Origin of the sequence: Enterobacter sp. BIDMC92, assembly GCF_001030225.1 — a bacterium.
Lineage (GTDB): Bacteria > Pseudomonadota > Gammaproteobacteria > Enterobacterales > Enterobacteriaceae > Enterobacter > Enterobacter sichuanensis.
The window spans coordinates 1,473,355-1,491,127 of sequence record NZ_KQ087598.1 but is presented as its reverse complement, the minus strand read 5'-3'; the positions used below and the strand labels follow the sequence as shown (position 1 = coordinate 1,491,127).

At 56.5% G+C, this 17,773-nt stretch carries 15 protein-coding genes; 4 read left to right on the top strand and 11 right to left on the bottom strand.

The window, feature by feature from the left end:
• Positions 1-64: 64 nt before the first annotated feature.
• Positions 65-1,660: an ABC-F family ATPase gene (locus SP99_RS06800; protein ID WP_047958092.1), complete on the bottom strand. Its 1,596-nt coding sequence runs from the start codon at positions 1,658-1,660 to the stop codon at positions 65-67.
• Positions 1,661-1,881: 221 nt separating this feature from the next.
• Here SP99_RS06800 and ldtB point away from each other — a divergent pair, with 221 nt between their 5' ends.
• Complete coding sequence (ldtB, locus tag SP99_RS06795; protein ID WP_025757284.1) at positions 1,882-2,802, top strand: L,D-transpeptidase; 921 nt, start codon at positions 1,882-1,884, stop codon at positions 2,800-2,802.
• Between the two features lie 42 nt (positions 2,803-2,844).
• Here ldtB and SP99_RS06790 read toward each other — a convergent pair whose 3' ends face one another.
• From SP99_RS06790 to mntR, 9 genes are all read right to left on the bottom strand, one after another.
• A complete protein-coding gene (locus SP99_RS06790; protein ID WP_047958091.1) occupies positions 2,845-3,561 on the bottom strand; it encodes a GntR family transcriptional regulator in 717 nt (238 codons plus the stop codon).
• Between the two features lie 11 nt (positions 3,562-3,572).
• The gene (locus tag SP99_RS06785) at positions 3,573-4,898 is read right to left on the bottom strand and encodes a PTS sugar transporter subunit IIC (protein WP_047958090.1); all 1,326 of its coding nucleotides are present in this window, start codon (positions 4,896-4,898) and stop codon (positions 3,573-3,575) included.
• 51 nt (positions 4,899-4,949) lie between these two features.
• The gene (locus SP99_RS06780; RefSeq protein WP_047958089.1) at positions 4,950-6,326 is read right to left on the bottom strand and encodes a glycoside hydrolase family 1 protein; all 1,377 of its coding nucleotides are present in this window, start codon (positions 6,324-6,326) and stop codon (positions 4,950-4,952) included.
• A gap of 148 nt (positions 6,327-6,474) precedes the next feature.
• Positions 6,475-7,515 carry an aldo/keto reductase gene (locus SP99_RS06775; RefSeq protein WP_047958088.1) on the bottom strand — a complete coding sequence of 347 codons (1,041 nt, stop codon included), beginning with the start codon at positions 7,513-7,515 and terminating at the stop codon, positions 6,475-6,477.
• A 104-nt stretch (positions 7,516-7,619) separates the two neighbouring features.
• Positions 7,620-9,143: an efflux transporter outer membrane subunit gene (locus SP99_RS06770; protein ID WP_047958087.1), complete on the bottom strand. Its 1,524-nt coding sequence runs from the start codon at positions 9,141-9,143 to the stop codon at positions 7,620-7,622.
• Positions 9,143-10,714, bottom strand: coding sequence for a DHA2 family efflux MFS transporter permease subunit (locus SP99_RS06765; RefSeq protein WP_045285466.1), 1,572 nt, complete (start codon positions 10,712-10,714; stop codon positions 9,143-9,145). Before SP99_RS06765 ends, SP99_RS06770 begins: the two co-directional genes overlap by 1 nt.
• Positions 10,711-11,805, bottom strand: coding sequence for an HlyD family secretion protein (locus SP99_RS06760; protein ID WP_047958086.1), 1,095 nt, complete (start codon positions 11,803-11,805; stop codon positions 10,711-10,713). The genes SP99_RS06765 and SP99_RS06760 overlap by 4 nt, the downstream gene beginning before the upstream one ends.
• Before the next feature lie 101 nt (positions 11,806-11,906).
• The gene (locus SP99_RS06755; protein ID WP_047958085.1) at positions 11,907-13,016 is read right to left on the bottom strand and encodes an anion transporter; all 1,110 of its coding nucleotides are present in this window, start codon (positions 13,014-13,016) and stop codon (positions 11,907-11,909) included.
• Positions 13,013-13,486: a manganese-binding transcriptional regulator MntR gene (gene mntR, locus SP99_RS06750; protein ID WP_025757276.1), complete on the bottom strand. Its 474-nt coding sequence runs from the start codon at positions 13,484-13,486 to the stop codon at positions 13,013-13,015. Before mntR ends, SP99_RS06755 begins: the two co-directional genes overlap by 4 nt.
• A gap of 183 nt (positions 13,487-13,669) precedes the next feature.
• Here mntR and mntS point away from each other — a divergent pair, with 183 nt between their 5' ends.
• Both mntS and SP99_RS06740 read left to right on the top strand, forming a co-directional pair.
• Positions 13,670-13,798, top strand: a complete 129-nt coding sequence (gene mntS / locus SP99_RS06745; protein ID WP_014831181.1) for a manganase accumulation protein MntS — start codon at positions 13,670-13,672, stop codon at positions 13,796-13,798.
• A 283-nt stretch (positions 13,799-14,081) separates the two neighbouring features.
• A complete protein-coding gene (locus SP99_RS06740) occupies positions 14,082-15,665 on the top strand; it encodes a phosphoethanolamine transferase (protein WP_047958084.1) in 1,584 nt (527 codons plus the stop codon).
• A gap of 145 nt (positions 15,666-15,810) precedes the next feature.
• Here SP99_RS06740 and ompX read toward each other — a convergent pair whose 3' ends face one another.
• Complete coding sequence (ompX, locus tag SP99_RS06735) at positions 15,811-16,329, bottom strand: outer membrane protein OmpX (RefSeq protein WP_025757274.1); 519 nt, start codon at positions 16,327-16,329, stop codon at positions 15,811-15,813.
• Between the two features lie 354 nt (positions 16,330-16,683).
• Here ompX and rhtA point away from each other — a divergent pair, with 354 nt between their 5' ends.
• Positions 16,684-17,571 carry a threonine/homoserine exporter RhtA gene (rhtA, locus tag SP99_RS06730; protein WP_025757273.1) on the top strand — a complete coding sequence of 296 codons (888 nt, stop codon included), beginning with the start codon at positions 16,684-16,686 and terminating at the stop codon, positions 17,569-17,571.
• Positions 17,572-17,773: the final 202 nt, after the last annotated feature.

Genomic DNA, 17,773 nt, shown 5'->3' with positions numbered 1-17,773 from the left:
CGCCTGACCCGGCCTACAAACTAACCCGTAGGCCCGGTAAGCGTAGCGCCACCGGGCAAGGTTTTTAGCTTTCGATACCTTTGCTGCGCAGGTAATCTTCGTAGTTACCGGTGAAGTCCACCACGCGCTCTGGCGTAATTTCGATCACGCGGGTCGCCAGCGAGCTGACGAACTCGCGGTCGTGAGAGACGAAGATCAGGGTGCCCTGATACATCTCCAGCGCCATGTTCAGCGACTCGATCGATTCCATATCCAGGTGGTTGGTCGGTTCGTCCATCACCAGAATGTTGGGTTTTTCCATCATCAGCTTGCCGAACAGCATGCGGCCCTTCTCGCCACCGGAGAGCACTTTAGCCGGCTTCTTGATGTCGTCCTGGCTGAACAGCAGACGCCCGAGAATGCTGCGCACCGCCTGCTCGTCGTCGCCTTCCTGCTTCCACTGGCTCATCCAGTCGAAGACGGTCAGATCGTTTTCGAACTCATACTCATGATCCTGCGCGTAGTAACCGATTTGCGCGTTTTCAGACCATTTCACGGTGCCGTTGTCCGGCTGCAGTTCGCCCACCAGGGTTTTCAGCATGGTGGATTTACCCACGCCGTTCGCCCCCAGAATGGCAATCTTCTCGCCCACTTCCAGCAGCAGGTTGAAGTTTTTGAACAGCGGACCTTCATCGAAGCCTTTGGTAAGGGCTTCCACTTCCAGCGCGTTACGGAACAGTTTCTTGTCCTGCTCGAAGCGGATGAACGGGTTCTGACGGCTGGAGGCTTTAACCTCTTCCAGCTTGATTTTGTCAATCTGACGCGCGCGCGAGGTGGCCTGACGCGATTTAGAGGCGTTGGCACTGAAGCGGCTAACGAAGGACTGCAGGTCTGCAATCTGCGCTTTTTTCTTGGCGTTGTCCGCCAGCAGACGTTCACGCGCCTGGGTGGCCGCCGTCATGTATTCGTCGTAGTTGCCCGGATACACGCGCAGCTCGCCGTAGTCCAGATCCGCCATGTGCGTACAGACCATGTTCAGGAAGTGACGGTCGTGCGAGATGATGATCATCGTGCTGTCGCGATCGTTCAGCGTCTGCTCCAGCCAGCGAATGGTGTCGATGTCCAGGTTGTTCGTTGGTTCGTCGAGCAGCAGAATGTCCGGGTTTGAGAACAGCGCCTGCGCCAGCAGCACGCGCAGCTTCCAGCCTGGCGCAACTTCGCTCATCGGGCCGTAGTGTTGTTCTACCGGAATACCCACGCCCAGCAGCAGCTCGCCCGCACGGGCTTCCGCGGAGTAACCGTCCATTTCGCCGTACTGCGTTTCCAGATCGGCCACTTTATAACCGTCTTCTTCGCTCATCTCGGCCAGCGCATAGATACGATCGCGCTCCTGCTTCACTTCCCACAGCTCCGCGTGCCCCATGATCACCGTGTCGAGCACGGTGAACTCTTCAAAGGCGAACTGATCCTGACGCAGCTTACCGATACGCTCGTTAGGGTCGAGCGAAACGTTGCCGAGGGTCGGCTCCAGGTCACCGCCGAGGATCTTCATAAAGGTGGATTTACCGCTACCGTTGGCACCAATCAGGCCGTAACGGTTGCCGCCGCCAAATTTGACGGAAATGTTTTCGAACAGCGGCTTACTGCCAAACTGCATAGTGACGTTGCTGGTAACTAACACGGGGAGATTCCTGCGAAAAGTGTGATAAACACGGCATTATGCCACAATTCCGAATTGAGATCCCGTGTTGCGACGCTCCGCTAAACTTTAACAAAATCGAAAAAAATGTGATTTCGTACACATCTGAATTCCCTGTTAGCGGGAATGCACATATAATGCGCTCCCATCACAGATTCAGACTTATCAACTCACGCCTGAATGGCTTAGATACCTCGCACAACATGAACATGAAATTAACAACGCTTTTTGCGGCGGCGTTAGCCGTAGTAGGTTTTTGCAAAACCGCTTCTGCGGTGACTTATCCGCTGCCGACAGACGGTAGCCGTCTGGTGGGTCAAAACCAGGTAGTGACGGTGCCTGAGGGTAACACTCAGCCGCTGGAGTATTTCGCGGCGCAGTACCAGCTGGGCCTGTCTAATATGCTGGAAGCGAACCCGGGCGTTGACCCGTATCTGCCAAAAGCCGGGACCGTGCTTAACATTCCTCAGCAGCTGATCCTGCCGGATACCGTTCATGAAGGTATCGTCATCAACAGCGCGGAAATGCGTCTTTATTACTACCCGAAAGGCACCAACACCGTGATCGTGCTGCCAATCGGTATCGGCCAGTTGGGCAAAGACACCCCGCTGAACTGGACCACCAAAGTTGAGCGTAAGAAAGCAGGCCCAACCTGGACCCCAACGGCGAAAATGCACGCGGAATACATCGCGGCAGGCGAGCCGCTGCCAGCCGTGGTCCCGGCAGGCCCGGATAACCCGATGGGTCTGTACGCGCTGTACATTGGCCGTCTGTATGCTATTCACGGTACTAATGCCAACTTCGGTATCGGCCTGCGCGTCAGCCACGGCTGCGTACGCCTGCGTAACGACGACATCAAATTCCTGTTCGAAAACGTACCTGTCGGGACGCGTGTGCAGTTCATCAACGAACCGGTGAAAGCCACGTCTGAGCCAGACGGTAGCCGTTACATCGAAGTGCACAACCCGCTGTCCACCAGCGAAGATCAGATCAACAATAACGAAATCGTACCGATTACGCTGAACAGCGCGGTGCAGGCGGTGACCTCTCAGCCTGACGTCGAGACGACGATTGTTGACCAGGCGGTGCAGAACCGCTCCGGTATGCCGGTGCGTTTGAACTAATCGCCAAAAAGAAAAAAGCGGGCTTCGATGCCCGCTTTTTTTTTACCCGTTATTGACGATCACAATCCCGCCGTGGTCGTACCGGTAGTGGCAGTGGGCATACTCCAGCGGCGTGCCATCTTCCAGATAGATCACCTGCTCCACCTCCAGCACCGGGTCGCTCTCCTCGCAGACCAGATGCTGCATGTCCAGCGCATTCGGCTTTAATGCCCGCACTACCCGGTACGACCCCATAATCTTCAGCCCCAGCGTCTCCTGGACATAGCGAAACACCGAGCTTTCAAGATGGCTCTTATTCAGGCCGGGCACCAGATTGAGCGGCATCACCGTGGCGTCCAGCGACATCGGCTCACCGTTGAGCAGACGCAGGCGAATGAAATCATAGACGGGCGTATCGACGTTGATCATCAGCGAAGCCTGCTCTTTCTCGTTCGGAAAACGCAGTTCAAAATGCACCACCTGGCTGGTCACCGTACCCAGATGCTCCCAGGTTTTGGTCGCGCCAAAGTAGTCGCTGCCGGAGAGATCCCACTGCGACAGCTGAAGAAAATTCTTGCGGATGAACGTACCCTGCCCCTGACGGGTATACACCAGCCCTTCGACAATCAGCTGACGCATGGCCTGCTGAATGGTCATCCGGCTGGTATTGAACTCCGCGGCCAGCGCAAACTGATCCGGCAGCGGTTCATTGGCGGCGTACTGCTGGCTGATGATGCGTTTCTTAATTTCCCGCGCTATGGTGATGTACTTCGCCGCCATCGTCCTTCCTTTCAGTTAGTTTCTATCCCGCTGTTTTTTAACGCCACTCTCTCGGCAATCTTGAGGAAAGGCAGGTAGAAGAATACACCAAATACAATGATTGCCAACTGCACCACCACCGCCCGCCAGTCCCCCGCCGTCGCCAGCCAGGCGCTCAGGATCGGCGGTGTCGTCCAGGGGATCATCACCACGCAGCGCGACATCAACCCCAGGGTCGTACAGAGCCAGGCAAAATAGATGCCGATGGCGGGTAACAGCACAAACGGGATCATCAGCGGCAGGTTAAAGACAATCGGCAGCCCAAAAATCACCGGCTCGTTGATATTGAACAGACCCGGCGCCAGCGACAGACGCGCCACCTGCTTCGCCGACTGTTGCCGCGAGAAGATAAAGATGGCGATCAGCAGCGAGATCGTGCTGCCGGTTCCGCCCACCATGCCAAACGTCGGCACGAAGATGTTGTTGATGATGTGCGGGATCGGCTGACCGTTGGCGAAGGCCAGCATGTTCTCGTTGGTGTTGATCAGCAGGAACGGTTCCAGCACCACGCTGTTGACCACCGACTGATGAATACCGAGCGTGAACAGGAAGTTGCCGAAGCTATAGATGAAAATCGTTCCCGGCAGGCTGGTGTTGATGAGCCGCAGCGGCTGCTGGATAAAGGTCGTAATGAGATGGATCAGATCCGTGTGCAGCATGTTTGCCAGCAGGGCTGCCAGGATAGCAAACAGCGAGAGCGTCAGGATGGTCGGGATCAGCGCGGTAAAGGATTTGCTCACCGCCGGCGGCACGTTTTCGCCGAGCGAAATGTGCAGCGCCTTCAGCCGCGAGATAGCGATAAACAGCTCCGTCGACAGCAGACCAATCAACACGCCGGCGAAAATTCCGGTCGAGCCGATATTGGCGAAGGTCAGCACCTGGGTGACGTTAACCGCGGTGTCGCTGCCGACGGGCGTGACCTGTAAGCGCATCGGCATCATGATGATAAAGCTGCTGACGGCGATAACCACTGCCGAGACCGGATTGTCGAAATCCTTGTTGCGCGCCAGCGACCAGGCAATCATCGGCGCCAGCAGCAGCGCGGCGATGTTCAGCGTGCCGTTGATGATCGCCTCGCCCCACACCTTAAAGTGGGTAAGCGTGTCGCCTTCCAGGATCCACGGAAACACCACGTTGTTCACCAGCACCGCCAGTCCGGCGAGGATGAAAATCGGCATCACCGTGGCGAAGGCGTCGCGCAGGGAGCGGAGGTGCACCTGGTTTGCCAGGCGCGCCGAGAACTCAACAAATTTATCGACAAAGGACTGCATATGCGGTGTGATTTTTGTTTCAGACATAGCGGATAGTTCCCATCAATCAGTCACAAAAACGGCCCGGCAGCGTACGGCTTACATCTCGCGTCCGTTGGTATGGATTACCTGTTTTAACCACGCGTAGCTCTTTTTCGGCACGCGTTTCAGGTCTTTCAGGTCGTGGTTTTCACGATTGACATAGACCACCCCGTAGCGCTTACGCATATCGCCCTGGGAGCTGAGAATGTCGATCAAACCCCAGCCGAGGTAGCCCATCACCTCTGCACCATCCTCAAATATCGCGGCTTTCATCGCCTCAATATGCGCCCGGTGGTAGTCGATGCGGTAGGTATCCTCGATGGGGTTGACGCCATCCCAGGACTCAATCACGCCAATGCCGTTTTCAATCGGGAACACCGGCATGCGCCAGTCGTTGGCGTAGCGGGTAATGATGGTGCGAAAACCGAGCGGGTCGATCTGCCAGTTCCACTCGGTGGCTTTCAGGTATGGGTTATTTTTCTCGCCGTGCAGCAGGTAATAGTTGACCGGCGTGCCCTCCGGGATCGCATCGCTGTCCAGCGTTTTACTGGCGTAATAGCTGAAGGCCATAAAGTCGTTTTTGGTGCGCGCCAGTAGCGCTAAATCCTCGGCGCGGTAGAGATCGCCAAATCCTTCCTGCTCCACCACCGCCATGACCGCCGGGCTGTAGCCCTGACCGGCAAAAACACGCAGCAGGTTCTGGTTGAGGAATTCGTCGTACTGCTGGGCGCAGAAGATATCGCGCGGTTTGCAGGTGGCCGGGTAGATCAGCTGATGCGCCAGCATGCCGCCCATCAGCTGGCCCGGGCGGGTCTGGTGCAGATACTCGGTCAGCGCCATGTGCGCCACCATCGTATGGTGCTGCAGTTCGTACAGCTCGCGCAGGGTTTTCTCCCCTTTCATGTAGCCGGAAATACGAAACGCTTCCGGCATATGGAAAATGTTCTGCTCGTTGAAGGTCAGCCAGTACTTCACCCGGTCACCGAAGCAGTCGATCATCTTTTTACCGTAGCGGATAAAGGCATCCATCACCCGGCGGTCATTGAAGCCGTTGTACTCCTGCGCCAGCGCCAGCGGCATATCGAAGTGGTAGAGGCAGACCATCGGCTCAATACCGCGAGCGATCAGGTCGTTAATAAAGCGGTCATAAAACGCGATGCCCTCGTCGTTGAACGCACCGTCACCCTGCGGGCAGACCCGGCTCCAGGAGATCTGGAAGCGGTAACAGTTCATCCCCAGATCCTGCATCAGGTCGAAATCTTCCCGGTAGCGGTGGTAGGAGTCGGTCGCCACCTTCCAGTCAGAGATGTTCTCCCCGGCTTCGCGAATGTCGTAGACCGACATCCCCTTTCCGCCCTCATTCCATGCCCCTTCCGTCTGCATGCTGGATACCGAGTTGCCCCATAAAAAGTTGGCTGGCAGCTGATTGTTCATGGTCTCTCCCTATATGACTAGTCATTTAAATTTCATGACTAGTCATATAGACGAAGAGGTAAAAGCGATCAAAGAGGAGGATCGTTTTTTGTGAGCAAGGCGGGAAAAAAAGCCCCGGTAAGCGAAGCGCCTACCGGGGAAAGGAAGGTTATTGTTGTGCGAGCTGATTACGACGATATTCCCCCTGCCGCTCCAGCATCCAGCCGGGATATTCGCGCGGCAGCGCGCTGACCGCATCAAGCTGTTTAAGCTCGTCTTCGCTTAAGCGGATCCCGGTGGCGGCAATGTTGTCATCCAGCTGTTCGACGCGTTTGGCACCAATGATCACACTGGTGACGGCTTTTTGGTGCAGCAGCCACGCCAGTGCGATTTGCGCGACGGAGACACCCTTGCTTTCGGCGATAGTGCGCATCACGTCCACGCAGTCGAAGGCGCGATCTTTATTCACCGGCGGGAAGTCGAACTCCAGACGACGACCACCGGCTTCACTCTGCCCGTCGCGGCCATATTTCCCGCTCAACAGGCCACCCGCCAGCGGGCTCCAGACCATCAGCCCGACACCTTCGCTCTGCATCATCGGCACCAGCTCGCGCTCCAGATCGCGTCCGGCGATGGTGTAATACGCCTGGAGCGATGCGAAACGCGCAAGGCCGAGACGTTCAGAAATACCGAGCGCTTTGGCAATCTGCCATGCTGCCCAGTTCGAGACGCCGATGTAGCGCACATGGCCGTTCTGCACCAGGTTATCCAGCGCGTACAGCGTCTCTTCAATCGGCGTGGCCGGGTCGAAACCGTGAAGCTGGTAGAGATCGATATGATCGAGCTGCAGACGGCGCAGGCTCTCCTTCACGCTGCTGATAATGTGATAGCGCGAGCTGCCGCGTGAGTTCACCCCTGCCGTCCCCGTTTCGCCGAACACTTTGGTGGCCACCACCACGTTTTCGCGCGGGATTTTCAGGTTTTTCAGCGCCTGGCCGGTGATCGCCTCCGAGCGCCCTTCCGAATAGACGTCCGCGGTGTCGATAAAGTTGATCCCGGCATCCAGCGCGCGGCCCACCAGCTGCTCGGCCTCATTTTGCTGCAGCTGGCCAATCTTGCCCCACATGCCGCCTTCACCGCCGAACGTCATGGTGCCGAGGCAGAGTTCAGAAACAAACAGACCGGTGTTGCCCAGTTTTTGATAACGCATATGTCATTCCTCGCATGTCGATTGGGTACCCGATAGTTATACCCGCCTCTCAGCCATCGCGAATGTGGCGTTCCTGTCCGTTTCTTGCCCAATCCTCTGAAAATTTATCCGCGCGGGGCATCGCCAAAGACGGTGTAGTCCGGTAATTGCACCTGCTGATACGGCTCCCAGCCGCCACCGAGCGCCTTGTAGAGCGCCACAAGGTCAAGGGCGCTTTGCACCTGCGCCTGGGCGCGCTGCTGCTGGGCCTGCGCCAGCTGTCGCTGGGCGTCCAGCACGTCGATAAAGCTGGCGATCCCCTGCCGGTAGCTGTCGCTCGCCAGGTCAAAGGCGTTTTGCAGCGCGTCGATGGTTTTCGCCAGGCCCGCTTCACGCTGCTGATCGGTACGGTAGCTCACCAGCGCATTTTCCACATCCCCGAGCGCGGTCAGCACCGTCTGGCGATAGTCCAGCACCGCCGCCCCCTGCTGCGCACGCGCCAGTTTCACGCTGGAGACCAGCCGTCCGCCCTGGAAGATGGGAATCGATACCTGCGGACCAAAACTGTAGAAATGGCTGCTCCAGTCGGTCAGCCAGTTGGTTTCGCTGTTTCGCAGGCCAAACTGCCCGGAAAGGGTAAAGCTCGGGAACAGCTGGGCCACCGAGACGCCGATTTGCGCCGTGGCGGCATGAAGATTCGCTTCCGCTTCCCGCACGTCCGGGCGGCGTCGCGCCAGCGTCGACGGAATGCCCGTTTGTACGATATCCGGCAGGGCCGGCATCGGCTGCGCGGATTGTAGTTCTGCATCCAGCGCCCCCGGCGGCTTGCCGAGCAGGATCGCCAGACCGTTCATCGCCTGGCGCTCCTGCGCCTGATACTGCGGCAGCTGTGCTTCAAGATTGCCCAACTGCGCCCGGGCGTTTTCGACATCCATCTGCGGTGACAGCCCGCCGCGCTGGCGGCTTTCGGTGAGATCCAGCGTCTGTTGCGCGCTTTTAATCTGCGTGTTCAGGGTGGCGATAATGCTCTGCGCCCCGCGCAGCTGCAGCCAGGCGCGGGCCACTTCCGCTTCCAGCGACACCAGCGCATCGTTACGCTGTTCAATAGCCGCTTTCTGCTGCGCTTGTGCCGCCTCGACCTGCCTGCGCACCTTGCCCCACAGGTCGATTTCCCACTGGGCGTCGAAGCTGCCCTGATAGAGGTTGATCGGCTGCGTCAGCGGTCCTAACGCGCCCCGCAGCTCAGGATCGACATTATCCAGCTGGTCATACACCCCGTGGGATTTCAGTTCGCCTTCCAGACCGAGCTGCTGGCGCGTCGCCTGCAGATTGCCGTTCACCGACGGGTAAAACGCCCCGCCCGCCTGGTTAATCTGTTCACGCGCTCCCGCGATGCGCAGCACCGTTTGCTGCAGCGTCAGGTTTCCGGCGATGGCGCGTTCAACCAGGCTGTCGAGCTGCGGCGAGCCGAAGGTTTTCCACCAGCGCGGGTTGGTCGCGGCGGAGGTGGTTTGCGATTTCACCGCGCTGTCGCCTTTATCGTTCCAGTGCGTCACGGCAGGCGGCGCGGGCGGCTGATAATCCGGCCCGACGGCGCAGCCGGCCAGCAGCATCATTATCATCAGGGGGTGTAAACGTCTGTGTATCATCAGTGTGCTCCTGCACTCCCCTCGCTCTTAACCGGCGAGAGCAACAAACAAAACGGAATCAGCAACAAGGCCACCGCGCTCAGAAGGGTGAAGACATCGATGTAGGCCAGGAAGCGCGACTGCTCAATCATGGTCTGGTACAGGCGTCCGGTGGCAATCCCGGTGGGATCCCCCACCTGGGTGGTGAAATTCTGGATCGCCTGGGCGCTCTCGCGTATCGCCTGCTGGAACTGCTCGTTAAACGGCGAGGCGTGGTACGCCAGATGCGCGCTGTGCGCCTGTGAGCGTTCGGTGATGGCCGCCGTCGACAGCGAGATCCCAACCGAGCCCGCAACGTTACGGAACATGGTAAACAGCGCCGCCGCATCGGCGTTCAGCCGTCGCGGGATCGAAATAAAGGCAATGGTGGTCAGCGGAACAAACAGGAACCCCAGCCCCAGCGACTGGGCGCTGCGGAACAGCACCAGCGTTTCGAAGTCGATATCCGGAGTGAGCGTGCGCGACCAGAAGAACGACACCGCCAGACAGGTAAAGCCAAAGGCAATAATCCAGCGCGTCTGCACCACCGGCATTAGCTTAAGCACCAGCGGGATGGTTAACACAATCAACACCGCGCCAGGCGACAGCACCAGCCCGGACCAGGTGGCGGTGTAGCCCAAATCCTGCTGCGCCAGCTGCGGGATCACCACCGAACTGCCATAGAGGATCATCGCCATCCCCGCCATCAACAGGCTTGAGACGGCGAAGTTGCGGTCCTTCATGCAGTGCAGATCCACCACCGGTTTTTTGGCATACATCAGCCAGTAAATGGCGCCGATAATGCCGATCAGGGTTAACACCGCGAAGGTGCGAATAAAGTGCGAGTAGAACCAGTCCTCGTCTTCGCCCCTGTCGAGCATCACCTGCAGGCAGCCGAGGCCGAGCGCGATCAGGCCGATCCCCGTCCAGTCGATGGTCAGTTTCTCTTTCGATTTACTCTCCCAGGGCGGATCTTCCAGCAGCTGGTAGATCGCCAGCACCGTAACAATCCCCACCGGGATATTGATAAAGAAGACCCAGCGCCAGGAGTAGTTATCCGTGATCCAGCCCCCCAGCGTCGGGCCGAGTACCGGAGCAACGATAATCGCAATGGACGAGAGCCCAAACGCTTTGCCCCTGTCCTCAGGCTTGAAGTAGTCGAGCAGTACCGACTGTTGGGTAGGCTGCAGGCCGCCGCCAAAGAAGCCCTGCATCACGCGAAACAGAATGATCTGCCACAGCTCGGTGGCAATCCCGCACAGGAACGAACAGACCGTAAACATCACGATGCAGATCAGGAAGAACTGCTTACGACCAAACACCCGGCTCAGAAACGCCGAGATGGGCAGCACAATGCCATTCGCGACCAGATAGCTGGTTAACACCCAGGTGGATTCGTCGTAGCTGGAGGAGAGCGACCCCGCCACGTGGGGCAGCGCCACGTTGACGATGGTGGTGTCGAGGATCTCCATAAACACCGCCAGGGTGACGACAATCGCCACCGCCCACGGATTACTGGCGGGTTTCCAGTTGTCGTGGCTGTGATCCGTCATTCCACCGTCACCTTCGGTGCCACCGACAGCCCCAGCGGCAGCGGTTTGTTCGGATCGAGCCCCTTATCAATCACAATTTTCACCGGCACGCGCTGCACAATTTTGACAAAGTTACCGGTGGCATTTTCTGCCGGGAAGGCGGAGAAACGTGAGCCGCTCCCCTGCTGGATACTGTCGACATGCCCCTTAAGTTCCATATCCGGCCACGCGTCCACGGAGACGGTGACCTTATCACCCGGCTTCATCCGCTCAAGCTGCGACTCTTTGAAGTTCGCTACGACCCACACATTTGGGGAAACCAGTGAGAACAGCGCCGTCCCCGCCTGCACCAGCGTGCCGGGCTGCACGTTGCGTTTGGTGACAAACCCGTCGAACGGGGCGCGGACTTCGGTGTAAGAGAGGTTCAGATTGGCCGTTTCCAGCTGCGCTTTGGCCTGCTCGACCTGACGCTCGCGCGCTTCAACGTTGGTTTCCTGCTGGCGGATTTGCAGCTGTACCTGCTCTGCCACTTCCAGCTGCGCCTGGGCGCTGGCCAGACCCGCCTGGGCACTGCGCAGCTGCGCATTCGCGGAATCAATACTTTGCTGGGTGGTCGCACGCGGGTCGACGCCGCGCTGGCGGCGATACTCTGCCTGCGCGTTCGCCAGATCGGCCTGCGCTTTCAGCACCTGCGCTCTGGCCTCATCACGCTGGGCGGGATACTGCACTCTGGAGAGCGCCAGTTGCGCCTGGGCCTGATGCAGCTGCGCGATAGCCAGCCCAAGCTGGGCCTGAGCCTGATCGCGCTGTGCGGTGGTATCCCGTGGATCGATGACCACCAGCAGATCGCCCTTTTTCACGCGCTGGTTATCGCGCACGCGCAGCTCGGTGACATAGCCTGCCGTTTTGGGGGCAATCGTCACCACGTCGCCGTCGGTGAAGGCGTCGTCGGTTGTCTCTTCGTTACGGGTTAAAAACCACCAGACCAGCGCCACAACGACCATGATCACCACGACAATGCCGAGGATGATTAACGGTTTTTTGCCCGGACGCTTACGCTCATTATTGTTTTTGTCCTGCTCGTCAGCAGGCGGATTTTGATCTTCAGCCATAGGTCAGCAACAGTCCTGTCAGTGAGCGGCATCACACTATGCCGTTCACTAAAGCTAGGACGTTGCTATACGTTTGCCAGGAAAAACTGACAAATTGCGCACTATATGAGAAGGAATATTCCGAAACCGATCGTCGCGGCCCAGATCAGCATCGGAAGCGACCAGAGATGGAAGCGCCACCAGATACGGCGATCGTTCGCCATCCGCAGGGCAATCAGGTTGGCAAGCGATCCAGGCAGCAGCCCAAACCCGCCAATGTTAACGGCCCAGGCCAGCAGCGTGTCCGGCGGAACGTAGTTGAGCAGCAGAATGGTGGAAGGCACGTTGCTGATAACCTGCGACAGGCCAATCGCCGTCAGCCACAGTCCTGGCTGAGACAGCGTACTGACGCTGTGCAGCACGTTTTGCAGCACCGGAAGCTGGATAAGCAGATGCACATCAATAAACATCACCATAAAGACCAGCAACAGCGTCCAGTCCACGCTCACCAGCACGCGACGTGCCAGCACGACAAACCCCGCCGCCACGAGCAGCACGCCCGCCAGCTCATACTTCAGCTCCAGCGCGAACAGGAAGACGATGTATAGCCCAAGGCAACTCCAGACCAGACGAGGCTGCCACTGCGGGCCGGTTGTACCGCTGTGGTATTGCAGTTTTTTATCCGGAAACGCAAACCAGCAGACCGCCAGCAGCGACGCCATCATCACCAGCGCCAGCGGCGCCATCTGCAAGGTGAATGCGGCGAACGACAGCCCGGAACGCCCCCAGAGAAGGATATTTTGAGGGTTGCCGACAGGCGTTAACAGCGAACCCGCGTTGACGGCCAGCGCTTCAAAGATGATCAGCCGGCTAACCGGGATCTCGCACAGCTTACGCAGGGTGAGCGTGAGGGGCACGATAATAAACAGCGCCACGTCGTTAGTCAGAAACGTCGACAGTACCGCGGCGGAGAAGACCATAAACAGGGACAGCCTGCGCTCGGTGGCAAAGCGGCGCACCATTTTACGTCCCAGCACGTCAAAATAGCCGCTCAGCTCGACCCCTTTGGTGAGCATCATTAAGCCGCTCAGGGTAATAATGGTGCGCCAGTCAATCGCAGCAGGCCAGGCGTGCGGCGCAAACGGCACAAAGAGGCTTAACCCTGCGCCAGTGATCAATAACAGATGAAAGAAGCGATCGCGTGCCAGGGCCTGCAGTCCAGGGATTTTCATTCAGCGGAGGGACCATATTTAAGGGTAAATTCGCGAAACTTCACCAGCGTCTCTTCGCTGACGTGGTGTTCCATACCTTCCGCATCCCGGCGGGCAATCTCCGGGCTGACGCCCAGCACCAGTAAAAAATTCTCGACAAGCTGATGGCGCTCGCGGCTCTCCTGCGCGAGTTTCTCCCCTTCTGGCGTCAGGAAAACCCCGCGCCAGGGGATCATTTCGATCAACCCCACAGAAGCAAGCCGTTTTAACATCTTCGCAACGGTTGGTTGCGACACTCCCAGCCTGGCGGCCATATCGACCTGGCGCGCTTCCCCAACCTCACGGATCAGATCGGAAATGAGTTCAACATAATCATCAATCAGTTCACGCCGGTGCGCTTCACGGACCTGGCGAAAACCTTCGACATGTTCTTCAACATTCACCAGTTGCGTCGTTTTCCTCATTGCTGGCTTACCTGCGCGACGGTTCATTGTACTTCCTCAGTGGGGTGACGCTTCCAGCGCCCGGTATCGAGAGCGCACATTGTAAACCATAGCTCTGCAAGCACAAAAAATTAACGAAATAGCCATAGCTATACAATATAGCCTGTGCTATATCTGTATGTAATGCAGTCACCCTTCACGGATCGAAGGGATCAAAAATCAGGAGGTCTTATGAACGAATTCAAGAGGTGTATGACCGTGTTTACCCACTCTCCTTTTAAAGTGCGCTTAATGCTGTTGAACATGTTGTGCGATATGTTTAACAACAAACCGCATCAGGACGACAAACCTTCCCACTAAGCGGCGTTGCGGTACGCCGCGTCATTTTCCCGTCACACTCTCGCTGTAAACTGGCTTTTAGCCGCCCTATTCCCGATCTTTTTTACGGATTTGCAATCCCCTTCGCAAAACATCTGCTTAGCAACTGTTGATATTATTTAGCGCTCGCACTATCTTCTTGCAGCCCTGCACAATTTGCGGCTCGCTGAAGCGGACCCTCATTCCCTCTCCACGCACTGTCAGGCAGGTTATGACCCTTGACGCCAGGGTGAGCACATGGCGTTTTCATCCATGATAGTGACCTATGAATTTAACCCTGATAGATACCGTTGTGACCCGCAGCCGGGCCTTAAGCCCGTGGACGGGATTTTACTTTTTGCAGTCATTACTGATTAACTTTGCACTCGGTTATCCCTTTAGTCTGCTCTACGCAGTGGCTTTTACCTGCATTCTGCACCTGCTGTGGCGAACCGCGCCACGTGTGCAAAAAGCGTTAATCGGCATATGTTCGCTGGTTGCTGCGCTCTATTTTCCGTTTGGTCAGGCGTACGGCTCGCCAAACTTTAATACCCTGCTGGCGCTGCACTCGACCAACATGGAAGAGTCGACGGAGATCCTGACGATCTTCCCGTGGTACAGCTACGTGGTCGGGCTCTTTATCTTCGCGTTGGGCGTTATCGCCATTCGTCGTCAGTCTGACGAGAAAAAATCCTGGGGTAAGATCGAAGTACTCTGTCTGGTGTTCAGCGTTGCCGTGGCGTTTGTCGCCCCCATCCAGAATATTCCCTGGGACGGCAAGCTAAGGCTGATCAATGTAGGCTATCCGGTTTTCCGCTTCGTGAAAGATGTGGTGGTGAACAATAAAGAGGTGCTCGACGAACAGGCGCGTATGGCTGAGCTTTCCAATATGAAAGACACCTGGAACGTGCTGGCGGTGAAGCCGAAATATCACACTTATGTGGTGGTGATTGGTGAAAGCGCGCGTCGCGATGCCATGGGGGCGTTTGGCGGGCACTGGAATAACACCCCGTTTGCTGATTCGGTCAAGGGGACCCTGTTTACCGATTATGTCGCGGCCAGCGGCTCGACGCAGAAATCGCTCGGCCTGACTCTTAACCGGGTGGTGGATGGCAAACCCCAGTATCAGGATAATTTCGTCACTCTGGCAAACCGCGCAGGTTTTCAGACGTGGTGGTTCTCCAATCAGGGGCAAATTGGCGAATACGATACCGCCATCGCCAGCATCGCCAAACGGGCTGATGAAGTGCAGTTCCTGAAAAACGGTGATTTTGAAGCCGATAAAAACACCAAAGACGAAGCCTTGCTTAAGATGACGGCGCAGGTCTTTGCCACCCAGCGCACGCAGCCTCAGCTGATTGTCCTGCACCTGATGGGGTCACACCCGCAGGCGTGCGACCGTACTGGCGGGAAGTACGCGGAGTTTGTGCAGTCCAAAGAGACCTCGTGCTATCTCTACACCATGACGCAAACCGACGACCTGCTCAGCAAGCTGTACGAGCAGTTACGCAATACGGGCGATAGCTTCTCCATGGTCTATTTCTCGGATCACGGGCTGGCGTTTAAAGAGCGCGGCAAAGAGGTGCAGTATCTGGCGCACGATGACAAGTTCCAGCAGAACTTCCAGGTACCGTTTATGGTGCTGTCGAGTGATGATAAAACGCACCGCATCATTAAAGCGCGTCGTTCGGCAAATGACTTCCTGCAGTTCTTCTCGCAGTGGACGGGGATTACTGCCGGACAGATAAAAAATGTTTACCCGTTTGTCTCAAACAAGAAAGCGCCCCCAGTGTACGTTACCAACTTCAAGTTACAGAAAGTTGACTACAACCATCTGGGTACGGATATTTTCGATATTAAGAGTAAGTAGCGGCCTGATGCCCTCACCCTGGCCCTCTCCCACGGGGAGAGGGAAAAAACAGTAAAAACGGCAACCCAGGGTTGCCGTTTTGCTTTTACCTTGCAAAAAAAAATCCGCCACAGTGGGCGGATTTTTTATTTAATCACCGAAGTGATTAGAAGCGGTAACCTACGCCCGCGATCCAGGTGCCAACGTCAACGTTGCGGATACGGCTCTGCTCATAGGAGAAGTCCAGAGCAACGTCCTGGATTGGGTTGAACTGCAGGCCTGCGCCATAGGAGAAGCCATAGTCGCTGTTGCTTGCAGTGCGGTTCAGACCTTCGTTTTCGGTCTGCTGGAATTTACCGTAGCCAACACCAACAACACCGTAGATGCTTGCCCAGTCATTCAGACGGTAAGCTGGACCTGCGGTGATACCGTAGTATTGACCTTTGTTGTATGCGCCGTTTTCAGAACGATCTTTCTCGGTGTAGGTGAAAGAACCGATCACGCCCAGTGGGTTGTTATCCTGCTCGTAACGATACTTCAGGTTGAAACCGTTAGCTTTGTTCATCACGCCCTGCATATCGCTCTGAGCGTAACCACCAGTTACAGTAGAAGTAGCAGCTACAGCGGTACCTGCGGAAACAGCCAGTACAGCGGCCAGTGCTGAAAGACATGCAATTTTTTTCATAACCACCTCAAATGTGCTTCAAGTAAGTCCGTAAGTTTTAAATATATCAAAAAAATTTGCGAAACTCTTTGTGATTCGTGATGTCTAACGAAGCCTTTCCTGTAACAGAACGTTTCCATCGACAGTTATCTTATTCAAATCACGAAGGATTTCTGCTGCAAAACGCCAATAGTGCGCGTCAATGCCGTTACATTCATCCAGATTATTCCTAATCTGGCAGGCGATAAAACCAGCAGTGCTTATCTATTTTACGGATTTTCCCTGGTTTTTTTTCAACAGTAGCTCAACCGTTGCGCCATATTTCCATTACACTGCGGCTTTTACCCTTTTTGACAAAACATGACAGGAGAAAGGATGCCAGGGTTATCCCGCAGGTCGTCGGTCTGGATGCCGGTTGCTGTAATACTGATTGCGATGTTGTCCATTCAGAGCGGCGCATCACTCGCGAAATCACTCTTCCCGCTGGTGGGCGCGCCGGGCGTGACGGCGCTGCGTATCGCATTAGGCACCCTGATCCTCGTGGTCATCTTTAAACCCTGGCGGCTGCGTGTCCAGAAAGCGCAGCGACTTCCGCTGCTTTTCTACGGACTGGCGCTGGGGGCAATGAACTATATGTTCTATCTCTCTATCCAGACCATTCCTCTGGGTATTGCCGTCGCGCTGGAATTTACCGGCCCGCTGGCAGTGGCGCTTTTCGCGTCCCGTCGGCCTGTTGACTTTATCTGGGTGATATTAGCCGTTCTGGGATTATGGTTCCTGTTACCGCTGGGCCAGAACGTTTCAGAGATCGACCTGACGGGGGCCGCGCTGGCTCTGGGGGCGGGAGCCTGCTGGGCGGTTTATATCCTTACGGGTCAACGTGCCGGGGAAGAGCATGGGCCGGCGACCGTCGCGCTGGGGTCATTAATAGCGGCCATCATCTTTGTGCCGCTCGGCATGGCGCAGGCCACGGAGTCCATCTGGCAATGGTCAGTGATGCCGGTTGGGCTCGCTGTCGCCGTCCTCTCGACTGCGCTGCCCTATTCGCTGGAGATGATTGCCCTCACCCGCCTGCCCACACGCATCTTTGGTACGCTGATGAGCATGGAGCCCGCGCTTGCCGCTATCTCCGGGATGATCTTCCTCGGTGAAACCCTGACCTTTACCCAGACGCTGGCACTGTGCTCCATTATTGCGGCATCTATGGGCTCGACGCTCACCATGCGTCCCGAGTCAAAAGTTCAGAAAGTAGACCTTAGCTAATGACGTATATTCTGCATGGCTTCATTGTCATGCAGAATAAATGCCAGGGAGAAAACCCTTATATTTCCGGACATGCTTTGTCACAAAGAAGACATATTCTCCTCGTACCCAAAGCGGTAAGCAGAATTAAGATTGATCTGCATCAATTCCAGAATCCTCCTTGTCTATCAGTGAGTTAAAAATACAACGCACTTCTTGCTAT